The 19,790-nt window shown below is 71.8% G+C and carries 15 protein-coding genes; 7 read left to right on the forward strand and 8 right to left on the reverse strand.

Annotated features, from left to right (window positions below; all coding sequences use genetic code 11):
- Positions 1-51 precede the first annotated feature (51 nt).
- Positions 52-549, forward strand: a complete 498-nt coding sequence (locus tag ABZ876_RS16200) for a DUF6578 domain-containing protein (RefSeq protein ID WP_361780431.1) — start codon at positions 52-54, stop codon at positions 547-549.
- A 95-nt stretch (positions 550-644) separates the two neighbouring features.
- Positions 645-4,004, forward strand: coding sequence for a BTAD domain-containing putative transcriptional regulator (locus ABZ876_RS16205; RefSeq protein ID WP_361780694.1), 3,360 nt, complete (start codon positions 645-647; stop codon positions 4,002-4,004).
- Between the two features lie 27 nt (positions 4,005-4,031).
- Here ABZ876_RS16205 and ABZ876_RS16210 read toward each other — a convergent pair whose 3' ends face one another.
- The 3 genes from ABZ876_RS16210 to panB form a co-directional block, all read right to left on the reverse strand.
- On the reverse strand, positions 4,032-4,847 hold the full coding sequence (locus ABZ876_RS16210; RefSeq protein ID WP_361780434.1) for an ABC transporter permease: 816 nt from the start codon (positions 4,845-4,847) through the stop codon (positions 4,032-4,034).
- Positions 4,844-5,869: an ATP-binding cassette domain-containing protein gene (locus ABZ876_RS16215; protein ID WP_361780437.1), complete on the reverse strand. Its 1,026-nt coding sequence runs from the start codon at positions 5,867-5,869 to the stop codon at positions 4,844-4,846. The genes ABZ876_RS16210 and ABZ876_RS16215 overlap by 4 nt, the downstream gene beginning before the upstream one ends.
- A 288-nt stretch (positions 5,870-6,157) precedes the next feature.
- Positions 6,158-7,039 (reverse strand): 3-methyl-2-oxobutanoate hydroxymethyltransferase, encoded by an 882-nt coding sequence (panB, locus tag ABZ876_RS16220; RefSeq protein ID WP_361780440.1) that lies wholly within the window; start codon positions 7,037-7,039, stop codon positions 6,158-6,160.
- A 234-nt stretch (positions 7,040-7,273) separates the two neighbouring features.
- Here panB and ABZ876_RS16225 point away from each other — a divergent pair, with 234 nt between their 5' ends.
- The 4 genes from ABZ876_RS16225 to ABZ876_RS16240 all read left to right on the forward strand — a co-directional run bounded on the left by ABZ876_RS16225 (position 7,274) and on the right by ABZ876_RS16240 (position 12,202).
- Complete coding sequence (locus ABZ876_RS16225; RefSeq protein ID WP_361780443.1) at positions 7,274-8,866, forward strand: MFS transporter; 1,593 nt, start codon at positions 7,274-7,276, stop codon at positions 8,864-8,866.
- Between the two features lie 104 nt (positions 8,867-8,970).
- Positions 8,971-9,591, forward strand: a complete 621-nt coding sequence (locus ABZ876_RS16230; RefSeq protein ID WP_361780446.1) for a TetR/AcrR family transcriptional regulator — start codon at positions 8,971-8,973, stop codon at positions 9,589-9,591.
- Between the two features lie 188 nt (positions 9,592-9,779).
- Positions 9,780-10,817, forward strand: coding sequence for an endonuclease/exonuclease/phosphatase family protein (locus ABZ876_RS16235; RefSeq protein WP_361780449.1), 1,038 nt, complete (start codon positions 9,780-9,782; stop codon positions 10,815-10,817).
- 164 nt (positions 10,818-10,981) lie between these two features.
- A complete protein-coding gene (locus ABZ876_RS16240) occupies positions 10,982-12,202 on the forward strand; it encodes an MFS transporter (protein ID WP_361780452.1) in 1,221 nt (406 codons plus the stop codon).
- Positions 12,203-12,439: 237 nt separating this feature from the next.
- Here ABZ876_RS16240 and ABZ876_RS16245 read toward each other — a convergent pair whose 3' ends face one another.
- From ABZ876_RS16245 to ABZ876_RS16260, 4 genes are all read right to left on the reverse strand, one after another.
- On the reverse strand, positions 12,440-14,194 hold the full coding sequence (locus tag ABZ876_RS16245) for an NAD+ synthase (RefSeq protein WP_361780455.1): 1,755 nt from the start codon (positions 14,192-14,194) through the stop codon (positions 12,440-12,442).
- A 185-nt stretch (positions 14,195-14,379) separates the two neighbouring features.
- Positions 14,380-16,320, reverse strand: a complete 1,941-nt coding sequence (locus tag ABZ876_RS16250) for a S53 family peptidase (protein WP_361780458.1) — start codon at positions 16,318-16,320, stop codon at positions 14,380-14,382.
- Positions 16,321-16,600: 280 nt separating this feature from the next.
- Positions 16,601-17,224 carry a DUF305 domain-containing protein gene (locus tag ABZ876_RS16255; RefSeq protein WP_361780461.1) on the reverse strand — a complete coding sequence of 208 codons (624 nt, stop codon included), beginning with the start codon at positions 17,222-17,224 and terminating at the stop codon, positions 16,601-16,603.
- Positions 17,221-17,922 carry a DUF3105 domain-containing protein gene (locus tag ABZ876_RS16260; protein WP_361780464.1) on the reverse strand — a complete coding sequence of 234 codons (702 nt, stop codon included), beginning with the start codon at positions 17,920-17,922 and terminating at the stop codon, positions 17,221-17,223. The genes ABZ876_RS16255 and ABZ876_RS16260 overlap by 4 nt, the downstream gene beginning before the upstream one ends.
- A gap of 152 nt (positions 17,923-18,074) precedes the next feature.
- Between ABZ876_RS16260 and ABZ876_RS16265 the strand changes: the two genes are divergently transcribed.
- A complete protein-coding gene (locus tag ABZ876_RS16265; protein WP_361780467.1) occupies positions 18,075-18,509 on the forward strand; it encodes an Rrf2 family transcriptional regulator in 435 nt (144 codons plus the stop codon).
- Positions 18,510-18,574: 65 nt separating this feature from the next.
- Here ABZ876_RS16265 and ABZ876_RS16270 read toward each other — a convergent pair whose 3' ends face one another.
- Positions 18,575-19,756: a globin domain-containing protein gene (locus ABZ876_RS16270; RefSeq protein WP_361780470.1), complete on the reverse strand. Its 1,182-nt coding sequence runs from the start codon at positions 19,754-19,756 to the stop codon at positions 18,575-18,577.
- Positions 19,757-19,790 lie beyond the last annotated feature (34 nt).

A 19,790-nucleotide genomic window follows, 5' to 3' on the forward strand; every position in this document is an offset into this window, starting at 1 on the left:
CACCGGGAAAACGTCTCGCCGTTGCGCCCGAGTTCCGCAAAGGTGGGGGGCGTGGGTATCTGGAAGGTGTTCTACGCGGACTGGCAGATGGAGTGCTGCGGCACACCGTTCTCGGTGGGCGAGGAGGTGAGCTGGCCGTTGCTGCTCGCGGACGCCGACGACGTGCTCGGCGGAGGCTGGGACGACGGGCTGAGCACCTTCGCCGGACCGGCGGAGGAGGTGACCGGCGCGCTTCGGCTGGTGCGGGCGGCGGACGGCCTGGTCGCCGCCCTGCCCGGGGACGCCGCGCCGGCGAACGCCCATCGGAGCGGTCTGCTCTGCGTCGAGCGGCACAGCGACGGCTGGGACGAGACCACCGGGTACGTGCGTGCGATCCGGGTGGTGAACCAGGCCTTCGCCCCCGTCTCACCCGGCTCGCGCAGCTATGCACCGGTGCCCGGCGAGCGCTCGCTGGACGTCGTCCACCGCTGTCCGAAGTGGTTCGGCGAGGGACGGCCGGGCGTCCTCGTCGACCTCGATGTGCCCGGCGGGGCCCTGCAAGGCCCGTGAACGGCCCGCCAGGACTCCCGGCTTGTCCGCCCTCTCGGCCCCCCTCGAGCCGGGGGCCCATGAGCAGGGCGGTACCTCCCTCGTCACCGGAGACAATGGACCCCGTGCGCTATCGCATCCTCGGCACCACCCAGGCACTCCGCGCCGACGGCACGCCCGTCCCGGTCGGCGGGGCACGGCTGCGTGCTCTGCTGACCGTGCTCGCCCTGCGGGCCGGACGGCCGGTCCCGGTCGCCCTGCTCGTCGACGAGGTGTGGGACGGCGACCCGCCCGCCGACGCCACCGGTGCCCTCCAGGCGCTGGTCGGGCGGCTGCGCCGGACGGTCGGGCCGGACGCGGTGGAGTCGGCGGACGGCGGCTACCGGCTGGCGGCGGCCCCGGACGACGTCGACCTGCACCGCTTCGAGCGGCTCGCCGGCGAGGGTCTGCGCGCGCTGGCCGACGGCGACCCGGGGAAGGCGGCGGTCGTGCTCGACGACGCCCTCGCCCTGTGGCACGGGCCCGCCCTCGCCGACCTCCCGGACCGTGCCGCGGAGGGGGCCCGCTGGGAGACCCGCCGCCTCGACGCGCGGCGTGCCCGCCTGGCCGCCGCCCTCGCGCTCGGCGACGGGGAGCAGCATCTGCCCGAGCTGACCGCCCTGTGCGATCTGCACCCGTTCGACGAGTCCCTCCAGGCACTGCGGCTGCGCGCGCTGCGCGACGCGGGCCGTCCGGCGGAGGCTTTGGCCGCCTACGAGGACGTACGACAGCTGCTGGCGGACCGCCTCGGGTCCGACCCGGGTCCGGAACTGCGGGTGCTGCACGGGGAGCTGCTGCACGGACAGGCGGCGCGTACCTCGGCATCCGTACCGTCCGGCGCCCCGCCGCACGCCGACGCCCCCCACACCACCGTCCCGCACGCGGCCGCCGCACCCTCCGGTAGCACGGGTCCCGTCCCCTCGCCGCGCCCCGGCAACCTCCGGGCCCGCCTGACCTCCTTCGTAGGGCGGGACACCGACATCGAGACCCTGCGCGGCGACCTCGCGGCCGCCCGGCTCGTCACCCTGCTCGGACCCGGCGGCGCCGGGAAGACACGGCTGTCGCAGGAGGCCGCCGAGACCGTGGCGCGCGAGGCCCCGGACGGCGTGTGGCTGGCCGAGCTCGCGCCCCTCGACGACCCGGAGGCGGTGCCCGAGGCCGTGCTGACCGCCGTGGGGGCCCGGGAGACCGTGCTGCGCGGCGCCGGCGCCGAGGAGATGCGTGTCGTCGCCGACCGGCACGACGACCCGCTCCTGCGGCTCGCCGAGCACTGCTCCCGCCGCCGCATGCTGCTCATCCTCGACAACTGTGAACACGTCGTGGACGCCGCCGCCCGCCTCGTCGACCACCTGCTGCGGCACTGCCCTGGGCTGACGGTCCTCGCCACCAGCCGCGAACCCCTCAGCGTGCCGGGAGAATTGCTGCGCCCGGTCGGACCGCTTCCGCAGCCGTACGCGCTGAAGCTGCTCGCCGACCGCGGCGCCGCCGCCCGGCCCGGCTTCCGCGTCGACGCCGACGAGGACACCGCCGCGGCCGCCGCGGAGATCTGCCGCCGCCTCGACGGACTGCCGCTCGCCATCGAACTGGCGGCGGCCCGGCTGCGGATGCTGTCGCCGCGCCAGATCGCCGACCGGCTCGACGACCGCTTCAGGCTGCTCACCTCCGGCAGCCGGACCCTGCTGCCCCGGCAGCAGACCCTGCGGGCCGTCGTCGACTGGTCCTGGGACCTGCTGGACGCGGACGAGCGCGCGGTGCTGCGCCGGCTGTCCGTCTTCTCCGGCGGCTGCGACCTGACCGCCGCCGAGGCCGTGTGCGGCCCCGCCGCTCTGGAGGCGCTCGGCTCGCTCGTCGACAAGTCCCTTGTGGTGGCCGCCCCTTCGGGCGACGGACAGATGCGCTACCGCCTGCTGGAGACCGTCGCCGAGTATGCCGGCGAACGGCTCGACGAGTCGGGTGACCGGCCCGACGCCGAGCGCGCCCACCTCACGTACTACCGCGAACTGGCCCGCACCACCGACCCGTTGCTGCGCTCGTCCGCCCAGCGCGCCGCGATCGAACGGCTCCAGGTGGAGTACGAGAACCTGCGCACCGCCCTGCGCCGTGCCGTCGCCGCCCACGACGAGCAGGAGGCACTGTGTCTGCTGCTCTCGCTGTGCTGGTACTGGCAGATGCGGGATCTGCGCGCCGAGGGCCGTATCTGGTCCGCCGCCGTCATGGCGCTCGGCCCCGATCCCTTCGTGGCGCCCGCGCGGCCGGTGCCCGACCTGCCCGAGCGGTGCATCGACAGTCCGCCGCCGATGCGCCCGGAGATCCTCGACGAGGCCCGCCGCGCCGCCCACCTCGTCCATTTCGCCTGCATGGACATGGCGTTCCAGGCGTGGGACACGCCGCAGGCCAGGGAGAAGCTGCGCGTCGTCAGCGAGACCTACCGTCCCGGCCAGCCGCAGATCTGCCGGGTGCCCGGTTCCCTGTGGTTCTTCGCGGTCCTGCTCAGCACCGATCTGGACCGGATGATCGCGGCCCTCGACGAGTCCGTGCGCACCTGCCGCGAACTCGGCTACACCTGGGAGCTGGCGCAGATCCTCCAACTGCGCGCCAACATGCTCGCCAACCGCAGCGACTGGGCGGCGGACGCGGCCCGGGATGCGGACGAGGCACTGGAGATCTTCCGCCGGCTCGGGGACGCCTGGGGCGCGGCCGAGGCCCTGTCCGCCCGCGGCGAGGCCCGCGAACGGCGCGGCGACTGCCTGCCCGCCGCCGACGACTACCGGGCCGCCCGGGAGTACGCCGAACAGCTCGGGGCCCGCTCCCAGATGGCCGTGCTCGGCGCCCGTCTCGGCAGTGTGCTGCTGGAGGCCGGGCAGGGCGAAGAGGGGGAGCGGCTGCTGCGCCAGGTCATCGAGGAAGCCCACGACAAGACGAACGGTGCCCGTCCGTTCGCCCGGCTCTCGCTGGCATGGTGGCTCAGCCGTACCGGCCGGCTGTCCGAGGCGCGCGAACAGACGCGCCTGCTGCGCAGCGAGTTCGGCGACTTCGGCTTCCCGGTCTTCGACGGCATCGTGCTCGGTCTGAACGCCTGGCTGGATGTGCTGGAGGAGCGGTACCCGCAGGCCCTGGCCACGGTGCGGCAGGCGCTCGAGCGGGCCGGGGACCGGATGGCGGTGATGATCGCGCCGCATCTGACGTCGACTCATCTGACGACCGCCGCGATCGCGCTCGCCCGTGCGGACGGCGGGAGCCGCGCCCGGGACGCGGCGGTCTGCCTGGGTGCCGCCGACGGGCTGCTGCCGCCCGGCCACTACCCGGCGAGGATGGAGCGCGAGACCCGGGCCAGAGCGGAGGCGGACGTGCGGGCCGTGCTGGGCGACGCGGCGTACGAGGCCGCGTACGCGGAGGGCGGCGGCCTCTCCGCCAAGGAGGCCACCGCCCTCGTCTGACACGGGCCGGCCGTGCCGCCCGGCCGGTCAGCTCTTGGTGGTGAACTTGCGGATGGCGATCGGCGCCATCACCGCCGTGAGGACGACCGACCAGCCGAGGGTCATCAGCACGTCGTGGGCGACCGGCTGGTGGCCGTTCATCAGGCCGCGGGCCGCGTCCGCGAGCGTCGACAGCGGGTTGTAGTCGGTGAAGGCCTGGAGCCAGCCCGGCATGGTCGTGGTCGGGGCGAAGATCGACGAACCGAACTGCAAGGGCATCAGCACGAGAAACCCCATCCCTTGGACGGCCTGGGCGCTCTTCATCACCACGCCCAGGGTCAGAAAGATCCACATGACGCCGAACCCGAAGACCATCGACAGACCTATGGACGCGAACAGGCCGGGCACGTTCGACACCGACAGGCCGAGCAGGAAGCCCACCGCGAGCAGGACCGCCGTGGCGACGAGCATCCTCCCGATCTCCACGGTGATCTTGGCGATCAGGACGGAACCCCGGCTGATGGGCAGGGACCGGAAGCGGTCCATCACGCCCTTCTGGAAGTCCTCGTTGAAGCCGGTGCCGACGCCCTGGGCGATGTTCATGCCCATCATCGCCATCAGGCCGGGCACCACGTAGTTCACATAGGCGTGCCGGTCGTGCGCGATCGCGCCGCCGAAGACGAACACGAACAGCAGACAGAAGACGATCGGGAACAGGATCGCGTCGAACATCGACTCCGGGTCCTGCCGGATCCACAGCAGATTGCGGCGGACCAGGGCGCCGACGTGGCGCAGATTGCCGCGCAGCCCGATGCGGCCGTCGGTGACCGGAGCGGTGGGCGCGGTGACGGTGGCCGTGCTCATACGGCGACCTCCTCGGGGGCGGGGGAGACGTGCTGCGCGACGCCGGCCCGGTGGCCGGTGAGTGACAGGAACACCTCGTCAAGGCTGGGCAGTTCGGTGGAGATGCCGGCGAGCGTGATGCCGCGGGCGGTGAGCGCGCCGACCACCGCGGTCAGCTGCTCGTCGCTGAGGATCGGCACGAGGACGGTGCCGGTCTCGGTGTCCACGGTCGCGTGGCCGGGGCCGGTGAGGCCGAACTCGTCGAGCGCGGTGGCCGTCGGGCGCAGCTCCCGCGGGTCGGCCGGGCGGATGCGCAGCGTGCGGCCGCCGACCCGGGCCTTCAGCTCGTCGATACCGCCGCCCGCGATCACCTTGCCGCGGTCGATGACGGTCAGCTCGGAGGCCAGCTGCTCCGCCTCCTCCATGTACTGGGTGGTGAGCAGCACGGTCGCGCCCTCGGCGACCATCCGCTTGACCTCGGTCCACACCTCGTTCCGGGTGCGGGGGTCCAGGCCGGTCGTCGGCTCGTCCAGGTAGAGAACGGCCGGATGCCCGATCATCGAGGCGGCGAGGTCCAGTCGCCGCCGCATACCGCCGGAGTACGTGCGGGCCGGGCGCTTGGCGGCCTCCGTGAGCGAGAACCGCTCCAGGAGCCCGTCGGCCCGGGCCCGGGCCTCCTTGCGGGGCAGGTCGAGGAGCCGGCCGATCATGTACAGGTTCTCGAAGCCGGAGAGCTTCTCGTCGACCGACGCGTACTGGCCGGTGAGGCCGATCACACGGCGGGTCTGGCGTGGCTGCCGTACGACGTCGTAGCCCGCGACGGTGGCGTGGCCGGCGTCCGGGGTGATGAGGGTGGACAGGCAGCGGACCAAAGTGGTCTTGCCGGCGCCGTTCGGCCCGAGCACGCCGAGGACGGTGCCCTCGCGCACATCGAGGTCGACGCCGTCCAGCGCCCTGGTCTCGCCGTAGTGCTTGACCAGCCCCCGTACGGTGACGGCCGCGTCCGGGGCGGCCTCGCTGGGGTGGTTGTCGATTCGCGTCATGCCGACCAAGGTGTCAGCCGCCACCGACAAACCGCCGACAGGTCGCCTACACGGTCGCCTACAGCGGCCGACGATCCCCCGACGCTCACTGAAACCCTCAAGGGAGGCACCACGACGGCGGGCAACCCGGTCCGGGAGAGCGGCGCCGGTTCGGGCGCGGAAAGGACGACAGCCCGCCGACGGGGGAAGATCGGCGGGCTGTCGCGCGCCCCGTCAGGGGGCGCGGGATACTGCGGGGCCGGCCAGAGGCGGCCCCGCAGTGGGTCGGTCAGCGCACCCGGCGGCCGCTCAGTGGACCGAGTGCTCCTCGAGCGGGAACGTTCCGCCTGTGACGTCCTCGGCGAACGCCCTTGCCGCGTCGCCCATGACCTGGCGCAGATCCGCGTACTTCTTCACGAACTTCGGCACCCGGCCCCCGGTCAGCCCCAGCATGTCGGTCCACACCAGCACCTGCGCGTCCGTCTCCGGTCCGGCCCCGATGCCGACCGTCGGGATGTGCAGCATCCGCGTCACCTCGGCCGCCAGCTCCGCGGGAACGAGCTCCAGGACCACCGCGAACGCGCCCGCGTCCTGCACCGCCTTGGCGTCCCGCATCAGCTGCGCGGCCGCCTCCTCGCCCCGGCCCTGCACGCGGTAGCCCATCGCGTTGACGGACTGCGGGGTCAGGCCGATGTGTGCCATGACCGGGATGCCGGACTCCACCAGCAGCTCGATCTGGCGGTGCGAGCGCTCGCCGCCCTCCAGCTTGACCGCGCCGACCCCGGCCTCCTTCACCAGGCGCGTGGCCGAGCGCAGCGCCTGCACCGGGCCCTCCTGGTAGGAGCCGAAGGGCAGGTCGCCGACGATCAGCGCACGCCTGGTGCCCCGGACGACCGCGGCGGAGAGCATGGTCATCTCGTCGAGGGTGACGGGTACGGTCGTCTCGTACCCGAGGTGGCAGTTGCCCGCCGAGTCGCCGACCAGCATGACCGGGATGCCGGCCTCGTCGAACACGGACGCGGTCATCGCGTCGTAGGCGGTGAGCATGGGCCACTTCTCGCCGCGTTCCTTGGCGGCGGTGATGTCGCGGACGGTGATGCGTCGGGTGCTCTTTCCTCCGTACAGCGCCTTGCTGCTGTCGGAGGGCTTGAGCGCACCCTGGACGGGCTGGGCAGCCGGAAGCTGCGTCATCGCAACGGCTCCTTCGGTCATCTCGAGGCGCCCTGACGGCGTCCCCGGATCACCCCCATGGTGGCACCTCGTGCCACGGGCGGCTAGTAGCGGAGGCGCCGGGCGTCACCCCGGGCCACCGGCCCGGACCGCGGCACGCTCCCGTCCTTAACGGCTTCGTAAAGAAGTCAACGTCTTCGTAAAGAGTTTCGATACGAGACGGTTCCGTTTCGTAAATGCCCTAGGCTCGTGACCATGACTACTCCAGCTGCCTCTGTCGAACGGCGGGTGCCGGAGGCGGTGCACCAGCGCCGATGGGCCATCCTCGGCGTACTGATGCTCAGCCTGCTGATCGTTGTGCTCGACAACTCCATCCTCAACGTCGCCATCAAGACGATCTCCACTCCGGCGCCGACCGGTCTCGGTGCCACCCAGAGCGAGCTGGAGTGGGCCATCAACGCCTACACCCTCGTGTTCGCCGGGCTGCTGTTCACCGCGGGCCTCCTCGGCGACCGCCTGGGCCGGAAGAAGACACTGCTGGCCGGACTCGTCGTGTTCGGCGCGGGGTCGGCGCTCGCCGCGGAGTCCGGCTCCCCGGCCCAGCTGATCGCGTTCCGCGCGGTGATGGGCCTCGGGGCCGCCTTCGTGATGCCCGCGACGCTCGCGGTCCTCATGAACGTCTTCGAGCGCGAGGAGCAGCCCAAGGCCATAGGCATATGGGCCGGCGGCGTCGGCCTCGCCATCGCGATAGGCCCGATCACCGGTGGTGTGCTCCTCGCCCACTTCTGGTGGGGCTCGGTCTTCCTGATCAACGTGCCGATCGTGATCCTCGCGCTGGCCCTGATGATCTGGCTGGTCCCCGACTCCCGAGACCCCCGCCCCGGCCGGGTCGACCCCGTCGGCGTGGTCCTGTCCGTCGTCGGCCTGGTCCTGCTCGTCTACGGCATCATCAAGGGCGGCCAGCTCGCCGACTTCACCGACACCAAGGTGCTGGCGACGATCGCCGCCGGTCTCGCCGTCCTCGCGCTGTTCGTGGTGTTCGAGAAACGCAGCGACCATCCCTCCATCGACGTCACGTACTTCAAGAACAAGGTCTTCTCCGCCGCCATCGCCGCGATAGCCCTGGTCTTCTTCGCGCTGATGGGCGTCACCTTCTTCTCGGTCTTCTACACCCAGAGCGTCCGGGGCTACTCGCCGCTCCAGACGGGTCTGCTGATGCTGCCGCTGGCCGCCGCACAGATGATCTTCGCGCCGCGTGCCCGGCTGCTGGTGGACCGGTTCGGCAACCGCGCCACGACCACCGCCGGCATGATCGTCATCGCCGCGATGCTCGCCGCCTTCGCCGCACTGAAGGCGGACACGCCGATCTGGATCCTCGAGGTCGTCTTCTTCCTCATGGGTACCGGCATGGCCCACATCATGACCCCGACCAGCGTCGTCATCATGCAGGCGCTGCCGCGCGAGAAGGCCGGCTCCGCGTCCGCGCTCAGCAACACCTTCCGCCAGGTCGGCGGTGCGCTCGGCATCGCCGTGCTCGGCTCCGTGCTGTCGACGACGTACCGCGACCGCGTCGAGGACAAGCTGGCCTTCCTCCCGGCGGGTGTCCGGCACACCGCGGGCGAGTCGATCGAGGCGACGCTCGGCGTGGCGGAGAAGCTCGGCCCCAACGGCAAGGCCCTGATCTCCCCGGCCAACGACGCCTTCCTGCATGCGATGCATGTGACGGCGCTGTGGGGAGCGGGCGTGGCGGTGATCGGCGCGCTCGTGGTGGCACTGTTCCTGCCCGGGAAGACGCCCGTGGCGCCGAAGGGCACGGAAGAGGCGGAGTTGGTGGCCGCCGACCACTGACGACCGCTGACGAAGCGTCAAGACCGGGCACCGGCAGGGTGCCGGTGCCCGGCGCCGCGCATCCCGCGGAGAATGACCCCAGTGAAGCAAGGACGGAGTCGAACGTGAGCCTCGCCGACAGCCGGCCCGAGCAGTACTGCCCCGTACGCGGACGCCCCCGCAGCGAGGCCGTCGAACGGGCCATCATCGAGGGTGTGATGAAGCTCATCGAGGACGGTATGCCCCTCGCGGACCTGTCCATAGAGCGCATCGCCCGCACCGCCGGCGTCGGCAAGGCCACCATCTACCGCCGGTGGAGCAACAAGGAGGACCTCTTCGTCGACGTCCTGCGCGCCACCGAGCCCGAGGACCCCGAACTGCCCGGCACCTCGATGCGGGACGACCTCGTCGTGCTCCTGGAGTCGCTGCGGCAGCGCGGTCTGGCCAGCCGCTCGTCGGCGATCCTCCACAACGTGCACGCCCAGATGAAGAGCAGTCCCCGGCTCTGGGCCGCCTACCACTCCACCGTCGTCGCCCCCCGGCGCCGGCTCGGGCTCGAAGTCCTGCGCCGCGGGCAGGAGAACGGCGAGGTGCGAGGGGACGTGGACATCGAGCTGATGAACGACATCCTCGTCGGCCCCATGCTGGTGCGTTCCGTGCTGCGCGCCGACGCCGCGCTGGAGGAGGGCCTCGCCGAGGAGATCGTCGACACGGTCCTGGAAGGGCTACGGCCCGTCAGTTCCTGAGCCTCCGGGTCCCTGTGTGCTGGTTTTGTCACAGAAGACCCCCTCGTGCCCGTCTCCGGAACTCCGGAACCGCCGTCCTCGTCCTCGTCCGCGTACGGCCGTCATGGGACGGCAGGATCGGACCGATCATCCCCTAGGGTCGTAACCCGGGGGGACGACGGTGTGCACGGCAAGGTGTGAGGCGACGTATGGCGCAGGCGTACATGGCGGAGACGGGCAGCGGCGGCAAGGGTCCCCACCGCCCAGGATCCCGGCTCCGGCGCCTCGTCCACAGACTGCGCGGCGACCGCGGCATCTGGCGCCGCGGCATCGTGACGGCCGCGCTCGCCCTCCTGCTCGCGCTGGTGATGCTGCTGCACGCGCAGATCCCCAATGCCGTCGGCAACCTCGGCAGTCTCACCGAGACCTTTCTTCCCTGGTTCGGTGTCGTCGGCGTCCCGCTGCTGCTGATCCTGGCGCTGGTGCGGAAGTCGGCGACCGCGCTGATCGCCGTGCTGGCGCCGATGGCGGTCTGGCTCAACCTCTTCGGCGGGCTGCTCGGCGACAAGACCGGCAGCGGCGGCGACCTGACCATCGCCACGCACAATGTCAACGCGGAGAACCCCGACCCCTCCGGCACGGCCCGCGACGTCGCCGCCTCGGGGGCGGACGTACTGGCCCTGGAGGAGCTGAAGGCGTCCGAGGTTCCGGTCTACGAGCGGGCGCTGGCGTCGGTGTACAAGTACCACTCGGTGCAGGGCACGGTCGGCCTGTGGAGCAAGTACCCGCTCGGCGGGGTGCGTGCCGTGGACATCAAACTGGGCTGGACACGTGCGATGCGGGCCACCGTGGACACGCCCGAGGGGCAGATCGCCGTCTACGTCGCCCATATGCCCTCGGTGCGCGTCAAGCTGGCGGCCGGGTTCACCGCGCGTCAGCGCGACACCAGCGCGGACGCGCTCGGCGGGGCCATCGCCCATGAGCAGCTGGACAGGGTGATCCTGCTCGGAGACCTCAACGGCACCATGAACGACCGTGCCCTCAACGAGATCACCTCGCAGATGCGCTCCACGCAGGGCGCGGCGGGCAGCGGCTTCGGTTTCAGCTGGCCGGCGTCGTTCCCGATGGCGCGGATCGACCAGATCCTGGTCCGGGGCGTGGAGCCGATGAGCTCGTGGACCCTGCCGCGCACGGGGAGCGACCATCTGCCGGTCGCGGCCCGTGTGAAGCTCGGCATGGGGTCGTAGGCCACGGGGCCGGGTGACGTGGGGCGGGGTGGCATGGGGCCGTGCGACATGGGGCTGTAGGACAGGGGGTCTCAACCCGCCGGAATACTTGACATGAGACCCTTTGTTCCGTACTTGAACATACTGACGTCCCCAGTACGGAACTCCGCTCTGAAAGGCCCCTCATGCCCCTGGCCCTGCTCGCCCTAGCCGTGGGCGCCTTCGGCATCGGCACCACCGAGTTCGTGATGATGGGCCTGCTGCCCGAGGTCGCGGACGATCTGCACATATCCATCCCCACAGCCGGGCACCTGGTCTCGGCGTACGCGCTGGGTGTGGTGATCGGCGCGCCGCTGCTGGCCGCGGTCACCGCCCGGCTGCCCCGCCGCGCGGTCCTCATCGGCCTGATGGCCCTGTTCGTCGTCGGCAACGCGCTGTCCGCCCTCGCGCCCGGCTATGACTGGCTGCTGGCCGCACGCTTCCTGAGCGGACTGCCGCACGGCGCCTTCTTCGGCGTCGGCGCGGTCGTCGCGACCGGTCTGGTCGCCCCCGAGCGCAAGGCCCGCTCGGTCTCGCTGATGTTCATGGGCCTCACGGTGGCCAACATCGCCGGCGTACCGGTCGCCACCCTGATGGGCCAGCACCTGGGGTGGCGGGCGACGTTCCTCGGCGTCGGCGCGATCGGCGTGGCGGCGATCGTGTCGCTCTCCCTCCTGATCCCGCGCGACCACACCCACGTCCCGGCCGGCGGCCTCAGGGGCGAGCTGGCCGCCCTGCGTTCCCTGCCGGTCTGGCTGGCGCTGGCCACGACGGTGGCGGGCTTCGGCGCGCTGTTCGCGGCGTACAGCTACATCACGCCGATGCTGACGGACGCCGCCGGCTACGCGGACGCCAGCGTGACCCTTCTCCTGGCCCTGTTCGGCGTGGGCGCGACGATCGGCAACCTGGTGGGCGGCCGCCTCGCGGACCACTCGCTGCGGGGGACCCTCTTCGGCGGTCTGATCGCGCTCGCGGCGGTGCTGGGGCTGTTCCCCCTGCTGATGAACGCCGAGTGGAGCGCGGCCCTGGCCGTGGCGCTGCTGGGCACGGCCGCGTTCGTCACCGGCTCCCCGTTGCAGCTCATGGTCATGGAGAAGGCGTCCGCCGCCCCGTCCCTGGCGTCCTCGGCCAACCAGGCGGCCTTCAACCTGGCCAACGCGGGCGGCGCATGGATCGGCGGCCTCGCCCTGGCCGCGGGCCTCGGCGTCACCTCCCCGGCGCTCGCGGGCGCGGGACTGGCGGTGCTGGGCCTCGCGGTGGCCGGAGCCGCCTATGCCGTGGACCGACGCCGCAGTGCCCCGCGGCCCGGCCGGAAGCGGCTGGTGGCGACGCACGTTCCGGAGCACGCCGAGAGCGTGCACGGCTGAGGCGCGAGCTCGGCCGGGCCGGGCGTCGAGGCCGTGCGGGCCGCGACGCGGGTCAGGGGGCGGGTCAGGCGGGCGGGTCAGGGGGCGGCAGCCCGCGGCCACGCCCGCCGTGCCGGGGACGCCGTGCCGGGGACGCCGTGCCGGGGACGCCGTGCCGGGGACGCCGTGCCGGGGACGCCGTGCCGGGGACGCCGTGCCGGGGACGCCGCATCGGACCACGGCGCCCCCGGCGGAGCGTCACGCGTGCTCGCGCCAGCGGTTGGTGATCGGCAGACGGCGGTCCTTGCCGAAGCCCTTCGCCGAGATCTTGGTGCCCGGCGGGTACTGCCTGCGCTTGTACTCCGCCGTGTCGACCATGCGCAGCGTCTTCACCACCAGGTCGCGGTCGAAGCCCGCCGCCACGATGGCGTCCGCGCCCTGGTCCCGGTCCACGTACAGATCCAGGATCGCGTCCAGGACCGGGTAGTCGGGCAGCGAGTCCGTGTCGACCTGTCCCGGGCGCAGCTCCGCGCTCGGCGGCTTGCTGATCGAGTTCTCCGGGATCGGCGGCGTCTGGCCCCGCTCCGCCGCCGCGCGGTTGCGCCACCGCGCCAGCTGGAAGACCGACGTCTTGTAGACGTCCTTGATCGGGCCGTACGCGCCCACCGAGTCGCCGTACAGCGTGGAGTAGCCCACCGCCAGCTCCGACTTGTTGCCGGGCGCCAGCACGATGTGGCCCTCCTGGTTGGAGATCGCCATCAGCAGCGTGCCCCGCAGCCGGGACTGGAGGTTCTCCTCCGCCAGGCCGGTCAGCCCGAGGGCGTCCATGTAGGCGCTGAACATCGGCTCGATGGGGACGGTACGGAAGTGCAGGCCCGTGCGCCGGGCCAGCTCCGCCGCGTCGTCCCTGGAGTGCCCGGAGGAGTACTTGGACGGCATGGAGACGCCGTACACGTTCTCCGCGCCCACCGCGTCGCATGCGATCGCCGCGACCAGCGCCGAGTCGATACCGCCCGAGAGACCGATGAGGACGGACCGGAAGCCGTTCTTCGTCACGTACGCCCGCAGGCCCGTCACCAGAGCCGAGTAGACCTCCTCGTCGTCCTCGAGCCGGTCCGCGTACCCGCCCGTCAGCTCGGGCTCGTACGGCGGCAGCGGCTCCTCGGACAGCACCAGGCGGTCGATGCGCAGCCCGTCGTCGACGACGCCCTCCGGCGCGTCCGGCTGCGCCGCCGGCAGATCGAGGTCCAGGACCACACAGCCCTCGACGAACTGCGGCGCCCGCGCGATCACCTCGCCGTCCGGGCCGACCACGATCGAGTCCCCGTCGAAGACCAGCTCGTCCTGCCCGCCCATCATGGCGATGTAGGCGGTGGTGCAGCCGGCCTCCTGTGCCCGCTTGCGCACCAGCTCAAGGCGTGTGTCGTCCTTCTCCCGCTCGTACGGCGAGGCGTTGATCGAGAGCAGCAGCCCGGCCTTGGCGGTGCGTGCGGCCGGCACCCGGCCGCCCTCCTGCCAGAGGTCCTCGCAGATGGCGAGGGCGACGTCGATCCCGTGCAGCCGCACCACGGGCATCGTGTCGCCGGGCACGAAGTAGCGGAACTCGTCGAAGACGCCGTAGTTGGGCAGGTGGTGCTTGGCGAAGGCGAGGGCGACCTCACCGCGGTGCAGCACCGCCGCCGCGTCCTGAGGGGCGCCGGCCGGCTGGCCGTACTTGGGCTGGGCGGTCTCGCAGCGGTCCAGGTAGCCGACGATCACCGGCAGCTCCCCGAGGCCCTCACCGGCGAGACGCGTGGCGAGGTCCTTCAGAGCCGCGCGCGAGGCCTCGACGAACGACGACCGCAGGGCCAGGTCTTCGACCGGATATCCGGTCAGCGCCATCTCCGGGAACGCCACCAGATGCGCTCCCTGGTCGGCGGAGTGCCGGGTCCAGCGGACGATCGCCTCGGCGTTCTGGGCGATGTCTCCGACGGTCGAGTCGATCTGATTCAGGGCGAGGCGTAGTTGAGGCACGCGCCCAGTGTAATCGTCAAAGCGACGCAATGGGGTGTGGCCCAGCCCACGCGGCCGACGGCGGGGAGCCGGGCCGCCCCGCCTAGTGCCGATCCCGATCGTGCCGATCCCCGGGCGCACGCGCACGTGCGCCCGCCCCCCGCCGAGGGGGACGGGCGCGACGCGTCACCGAGAGGTTCCGCCGGTCAGTGGCGGCGCCACGAGTCGACGTAGCCCGGGGCGGGCGAGCCCACGCCGGTCACGTCGTCGTAGCCCTTCACGGCCTTCAGGGAGCTGTCCTGGCCGAGGCTGCGCACGGAGGTGCTCAGACCGCCGCTCGCGTCCAGGCCGTTGACGAAGTCGACGCGTGCCACGGCGAGGCCGGAGCCCGTCGGGTTGTCCGTGACGTCGTGGAACGACTTCGAGCCGTACTTGGCGTAGATCGCCGGGTTGGCGAAGCCGATGGCCTTGCCGCCCTGCGCCTGCTGCGCCAGGGCCTGGACGGCCGCGATCACCGGCGCGGCGAGCGAGGTGCCGCCGATCCGGTACTCGCTGTACTGCTGCGAGCCGTCCGGGAAGGACTGCGTCTGGCCGACCAGGAAACCGGTGTTCGGGTCGGCGATCGCCGCGATGTCCGGGACGACACGGTTGCCCGCGGCGTTGTTCGCCGTGGCCAGCGCGTTCGGGACGACGCCCTTCTGGTAGTAGGGCTGCGGCACGGTCTTGCTGGTGCCGCCGCCCGCGCCCGAGGTGAAGGCGCCGGGGAAGTTCTCCCAGCTCTTGCCGTCCTTGGACAGCGCGGCCTTCTCGGTGCCCCAGCCGGTCTCCCACAGGTACTTGTCGCCCTTGCCGACCGCCAGCGAGGTGCCGCCGACCGCGGTCACCCACGCCGAGTTGGCCGGGGTGTCGACCTGCTTGGTCCCGGTGTTGGCGACCTCGTCACCGTTGTCGCCGGAGGAGAAGTAGAAGCCGATGCCCTGCACCGCGCCGAACTGGAAGACCTGGTCGTAGGCGGCCGCCAGGTCCGGCGTCTGGTTGGCCTCGATGTCGCCCCAGGAGTTGGAGACGATGTCGGCCAGGTGGTTGTCGACGATCTTGCTGAGCGAGTCGAGCAGGTCGTCGTCGTAGCAGGAGGCGGCGCCGACGTACGTGATGTCCGCGGCGGGGGCGACCGCGTGCACGGCCTCGACGTCGAGGGTCTCCTCGCCGTACCAGCCGGCGGCCCCGCACTCCTTGGTCTTCGTGTAGCCGTTCGGCAGCACCTGGCGCAGCTGGCTGGTGCTGTACGCGGCGTCGCCGTTCTTCTTCGCGTAGGTGGCCGCGTCGAAGGCGATGGTCGGCGAGGCGTAGGCGTCGGTGATGGCGATCCGGACGCCCTGGCCCGTGTACGTCCCGGCGCCGTACGCGGCTCGCAGCTGCTTGCCGGTGTAGCCCTGGACGGCGTACGGGATCTTGGTGCCGTACGCGTCCGGCAGCGCGTTCGCGATGTTCGAGCCGTAGTACGAGGAGAACGGCCCGGAGTTCTTGAACACGGCGTCCGGCGGCGGCAGCTGGTCGCGGTGGCTCGCCTTGTGCGGGGCGTTGTCCAGGCCGGTGACGGTCAGCACGGCACCCTTGAGGGCCGCCGGCGCGGAGGCCTGCTGCGACGGTGCCCGGTAGGTCTTCGCGCCCTTGGCGTAGTTGTGCAGCTGGGTGCCGAACGCCTTCTCGGCGGCGGCCACGTCACCCGTCACGGCCACGTAGTGCTGCGTGACCGCGGTGACCTCGAGGCCCGCGGACTTCAGCCACGACTTGACCGCGCTCACCTGGGCCTTGGTCGCGCCGAAACGCGCCTGCGTCTGCCGGGCGTTGAGGTACTTGCCGTACAGCGGCGAGCTCGGGTCGGAGACGGCCTTCGCGTAGGCGGCCAGGCCCGCGGCGTCGCGGCCGGCGAGGTAGACGCGGGCGGAGACCTGGGCACTGTTCGAGGTCGCGCCCTTGTCCGCCTTGGCCGTGGCCCACACGGGCTTGGTGCCCGCGAGCGAGGCCCGGCCGGGGTTGTCCGCAGCGTGCGCCGCGGGAATGCCGAGCGCCAGTGCGCCGGTGAGCAGTGGCAGTGTCGCTGCCAGGCTCACTCCGGCGCGCGCCTTGGCGCGGTTGGATCTCATAGAACCCCCTGGATGCGGTTCGTCGCATGGAGTGGTCGGTCGGTGATCCGCGTAGACCATCGCGCGGTGACGGCGAGGTGAATGGATCACACGATCGGGGCCACTCTCCCGGTGAACAGTTCATGCCAGGGGAATGAAATGGCCAAGAAGAAGCCAAGTGGCCGCCGATAGGGGGCATTTGACCAGGTTTCGGCAACTCCCGTTGATTGCGGGAAGGTTTCGATCGGCGCGGTTTCCTTGCGGCGGCCTGCGGCCCCCTCATGGACAGGGGCGAGACTCCCTAGTCGCGTGGCTTGGCGCCCCGCTCCTTGAGCATCGTCGCCATCAGCTCGATCTCCGACTGCTGTGCGTCGACCATGCCCTGCGCGAGCTTCTTCTCCACGCCCACCGTGCACTTGGCGACACAGCCCTCGGCCATGTGGATGCCACCCTTGTGGTGGTCGGTCATCAGCTGCAGGTAGAGGATCTCGGCCTGCTTGCCCCGCAGCGTGTTCAGCTTCCTCAGCTCGGTGTTGGTGGCCATGCCCGGCATCAGCGCGCCGTCCTCGCCGGAGGCCATGTCGCCCATGCCCATCCAGGTCATCGGCGGATCGGCGGACACCTTCGGCAGTCCCCACAGATCGAGCCAGCCCAGCAGCATGCCGCGCTGGTTGGCCTGCGTCTGCGCGATGTCGTACGCGAGCCGGCGCACCTCCTCGTTCCGGGTGCGGTCGCGCACGATGTACGACATCTCCACGGCCTGCTGATGGTGGACCGCCATGTCCCGCGCGAAGCCCGCGTCCGCGGAGTCGGCGGTGGGTGCCTTCGTCGTGGGCCCCGTGTCCTCGGCGACCGCGTAGGTGATCGCTCCGGCCGCGACGAGCGCGGCCGCCGCGGCCCCGGCGATCCAGCCGATGTGCCTCACTGGCCCAGCCCGCCCGTGCAGGCCGCGCCCGGCTCGGGCGTCTGGGCGCCCTGGACGAACTCGGCGAAGAACTTGTCGACGTTCGGGTCGCTCGCGCTCGTCACCGTGCGCTGGTGGGCCCAGGCGGAGAGCATGATCGGGTCCTTCTGGTCCTCGACGGGGCTCATCAGCGTGTACGGCGTCTGCCTGACCTTGGCGGCGAGCGCGTCGATGTCGGACTTGGCCGCCTTGCCGTCGTACGTCACCCAGACCGCGCCGTGCTCCAGCGAGTGCACGGCTTTCATGTTGTCGACGGGCTTGGTGTAGACGTCGCCGTTGCAGTTCTGCCACACCGGGTAGTGGTTGCCGCCGACCGGGGGCTCCATGGGGTAGGTCACCGACTTCGTGGTGTGGGTGCGGCCCAGTGTGCCCTTCCACGTGCGGACACCGTCCGGGCCGGTGACGAAGTGACCCGGGTTCTTGGCGTGGCCCGCCCCCTTGGAGCCGCTCGCATCCTTGGCGTCGCTCGCCGCGACGGCCTTGTCGCCGGTCTGCGACTGGATGAGGACGACACCGCCGGCGACGAGACCGCCGGCGACGACCACACTGGCCGCGATCGTGAGGATCCGGTTGCGCCGCTGCCGGGCGCGCTCTGCGCGACGCATCTCCTCTATCCGGGCCTTGCGGTCGGCGGAGCCGGTCTTGTTGGCGGAGCCCATGGCCAGTCCTTTTGGAGGGGGGAGGACGTTCGGGACCGCTGATCGTAGTGGGCGGGGGTGGCACGGACGTGGGCCGGACACGCCAATGACCGAAGAAGCGGCTTTCGTTCCGATAATTTGAAGACGAGATGCGCATTATTTACGCTGAAGGCATGCGGCTGTTGCGCTCCACCGACCTCGCGCTGCGCGTCCTGATGCGGCTCGCCGTCGCCCACGGGTCCAGCCCCACGACCCGCGAGGTCGCGGCGGGCATGGATGTGCCCTACACGCACGCCGCCAAGGTCGTCGCGGAACTCCAGCACATGGGTCTGCTCGAGGCGCGCCGCGGCCGGGGCGGCGGACTCGCGCTCACCGAGGCGGGCCGCACGGCGTCCGTCGGCGCGATCGTGCGTGCCTTCGAGGGGGAGGGCGACGTCGTCGACTGCGAGGGAGCCACACCGTGCCCCCTGCACACCGGATGCCGGCTGCGGGGTGCGCTGCGCCGGGCCCAGGAGGCGTTCTTCGCCACGCTGGACCCGGTGACGGTGGAGGACGTGGTGGCGGCGCCGACGGGGCCCCTGCTGCTGGACATCTCCCGGATGCCCTAGGGCCCGCCTTTCGGACGCCGAGCTGATCCGAACGGCAGGCCCTGCCGCGAGGTGACCCCGGCCCGTCAGTCCTGGGCCAGCCAGAGGTCCGGCCCGAACACCTCGTAGTGGATGTCGGCGGGCGCCACACCCTTCTCGATGAGCTGGGAGCGCACCGCCCGCATGAAGGGCAGCGGACCGCACAGGTACGCGCGGGTGCCGGGTGCGACCGCCACCGGGGAGAGGTCGACACGGCCGGTGCGCGCGGCCTCGGGGGCCTCCTGCTCGTACCAGAAGTGCACGTCGGCGTTTGGCAGCTTCGCGGCGAAGCCCTCGTGATCGGCGCGCAGGGCGTGCGCGGCGGGGGAGCGGTCCGCGTGCACGACCGTGACCGGGGCGGTGTGGCCGGTGCGGGCGAGCTGCTCCAGCATGGCGATCATCGGGGTCACGCCGATACCGGCGGAGGCGAGCAGCAGGGGTGTGTCCGTGGCGTCCAGGACGAGGTCGCCGTACGGGGCGGACAGCTCCAGAGTGTCGTTCTCGTGCACGCGCGCGTGGAGGTGGCCGGAGACCTCGCCGTCGGGGGCCGTGTCGCCCTGCACCCGCTTGACGCTGATCTGCCGCAGCGGCGAGCCGGGGGCGGCGGAGAGGCTGTACTGGCGGATCTGCCGGGCGCCGTCGGGGAGTTCGACGCGGACGGAGACGTACTGGCCGGGGCGGAAGTCCGGGACGGGACCGTCGTCGGCCGGGCGCAGCTGGAAGGTGGCGACGTCCGCGGTCTCCTCCACGCGTCCGGTGACCTTCCAGGTCCGCCAGCCGGTCTGCCCGCTCGCCGCGTACAGCCGCTTCTCGATCGCGATCAGCGCGTTCGCCATCAGCCAGTAGACCTCGTCCCAGGCGGCCGCGACCTCGGGGGTGACCGCGTCGCCGAGGACCTCCGCGATGGCCGCGAAGAGGTGCTGGTGGACGACCTTGTACTGCTCGGGCGTCACCGCCAGTGAGGCGTGCTTGTGGGCGATGCGGTTCAGCATCACGTCGGGCCGCCGGTCCGGGTGCTCCACGAGCGCGGAGGCGAAGGCGGCGATCGAGCCCGCCAGTGCCTGCCGCTGGGTGCCGGCCGCCTGGTTGCCGCGGTTGAAGAGGTCGCGCAGCAGCTCCGGGTGGGCTGCGAACAGCCCCGCGTAGAAGCGCTCGGTGATCTCGCCGAGAGAGGCGCCGACGGCGGGAAGGGTGGCGCTGACGGTGGCTGCGGACTGTCCGGACAGCATCGGCACTCCTTGCATGGGGGATGGGCGGCCCGTT

The sequence above is a fragment of the Streptomyces sp. NPDC046931 genome, assembly GCF_040644655.1.
Classification (GTDB): Bacteria; Actinomycetota; Actinomycetes; order Streptomycetales; family Streptomycetaceae; genus Streptomyces.

Excerpts from the sequence above, each read along its gene's own strand:
- ABZ876_RS16205 (WP_361780694.1), top strand. The coding sequence starts at position 645 with ATGGACCCCGTGCGCTATCGCATCCTCGGCACCACCCAGGCACTCCGC.
- ABZ876_RS16210 (WP_361780434.1), bottom strand. The coding sequence starts at position 4,847 with ATGAGCACGGCCACCGTCACCGCGCCCACCGCTCCGGTCACCGACGGC.
- ABZ876_RS16215 (WP_361780437.1), bottom strand. The coding sequence starts at position 5,869 with ATGACGCGAATCGACAACCACCCCAGCGAGGCCGCCCCGGACGCGGCC.
- panB (WP_361780440.1), bottom strand. The coding sequence starts at position 7,039 with ATGACGCAGCTTCCGGCTGCCCAGCCCGTCCAGGGTGCGCTCAAGCCC.
- ABZ876_RS16225 (WP_361780443.1), top strand. The coding sequence starts at position 7,274 with ATGACTACTCCAGCTGCCTCTGTCGAACGGCGGGTGCCGGAGGCGGTG.
- ABZ876_RS16235 (WP_361780449.1), top strand. The coding sequence starts at position 9,780 with ATGGCGCAGGCGTACATGGCGGAGACGGGCAGCGGCGGCAAGGGTCCC.
- ABZ876_RS16240 (WP_361780452.1), top strand. The coding sequence starts at position 10,982 with ATGCCCCTGGCCCTGCTCGCCCTAGCCGTGGGCGCCTTCGGCATCGGC.
- ABZ876_RS16250 (WP_361780458.1), bottom strand. The coding sequence starts at position 16,320 with ATGAGATCCAACCGCGCCAAGGCGCGCGCCGGAGTGAGCCTGGCAGCG.
- ABZ876_RS16260 (WP_361780464.1), bottom strand. The coding sequence starts at position 17,922 with ATGGGCTCCGCCAACAAGACCGGCTCCGCCGACCGCAAGGCCCGGATA.
- ABZ876_RS16265 (WP_361780467.1), top strand. The coding sequence starts at position 18,075 with ATGCGGCTGTTGCGCTCCACCGACCTCGCGCTGCGCGTCCTGATGCGG.
- ABZ876_RS16270 (WP_361780470.1), bottom strand. The coding sequence starts at position 19,756 with ATGCTGTCCGGACAGTCCGCAGCCACCGTCAGCGCCACCCTTCCCGCC.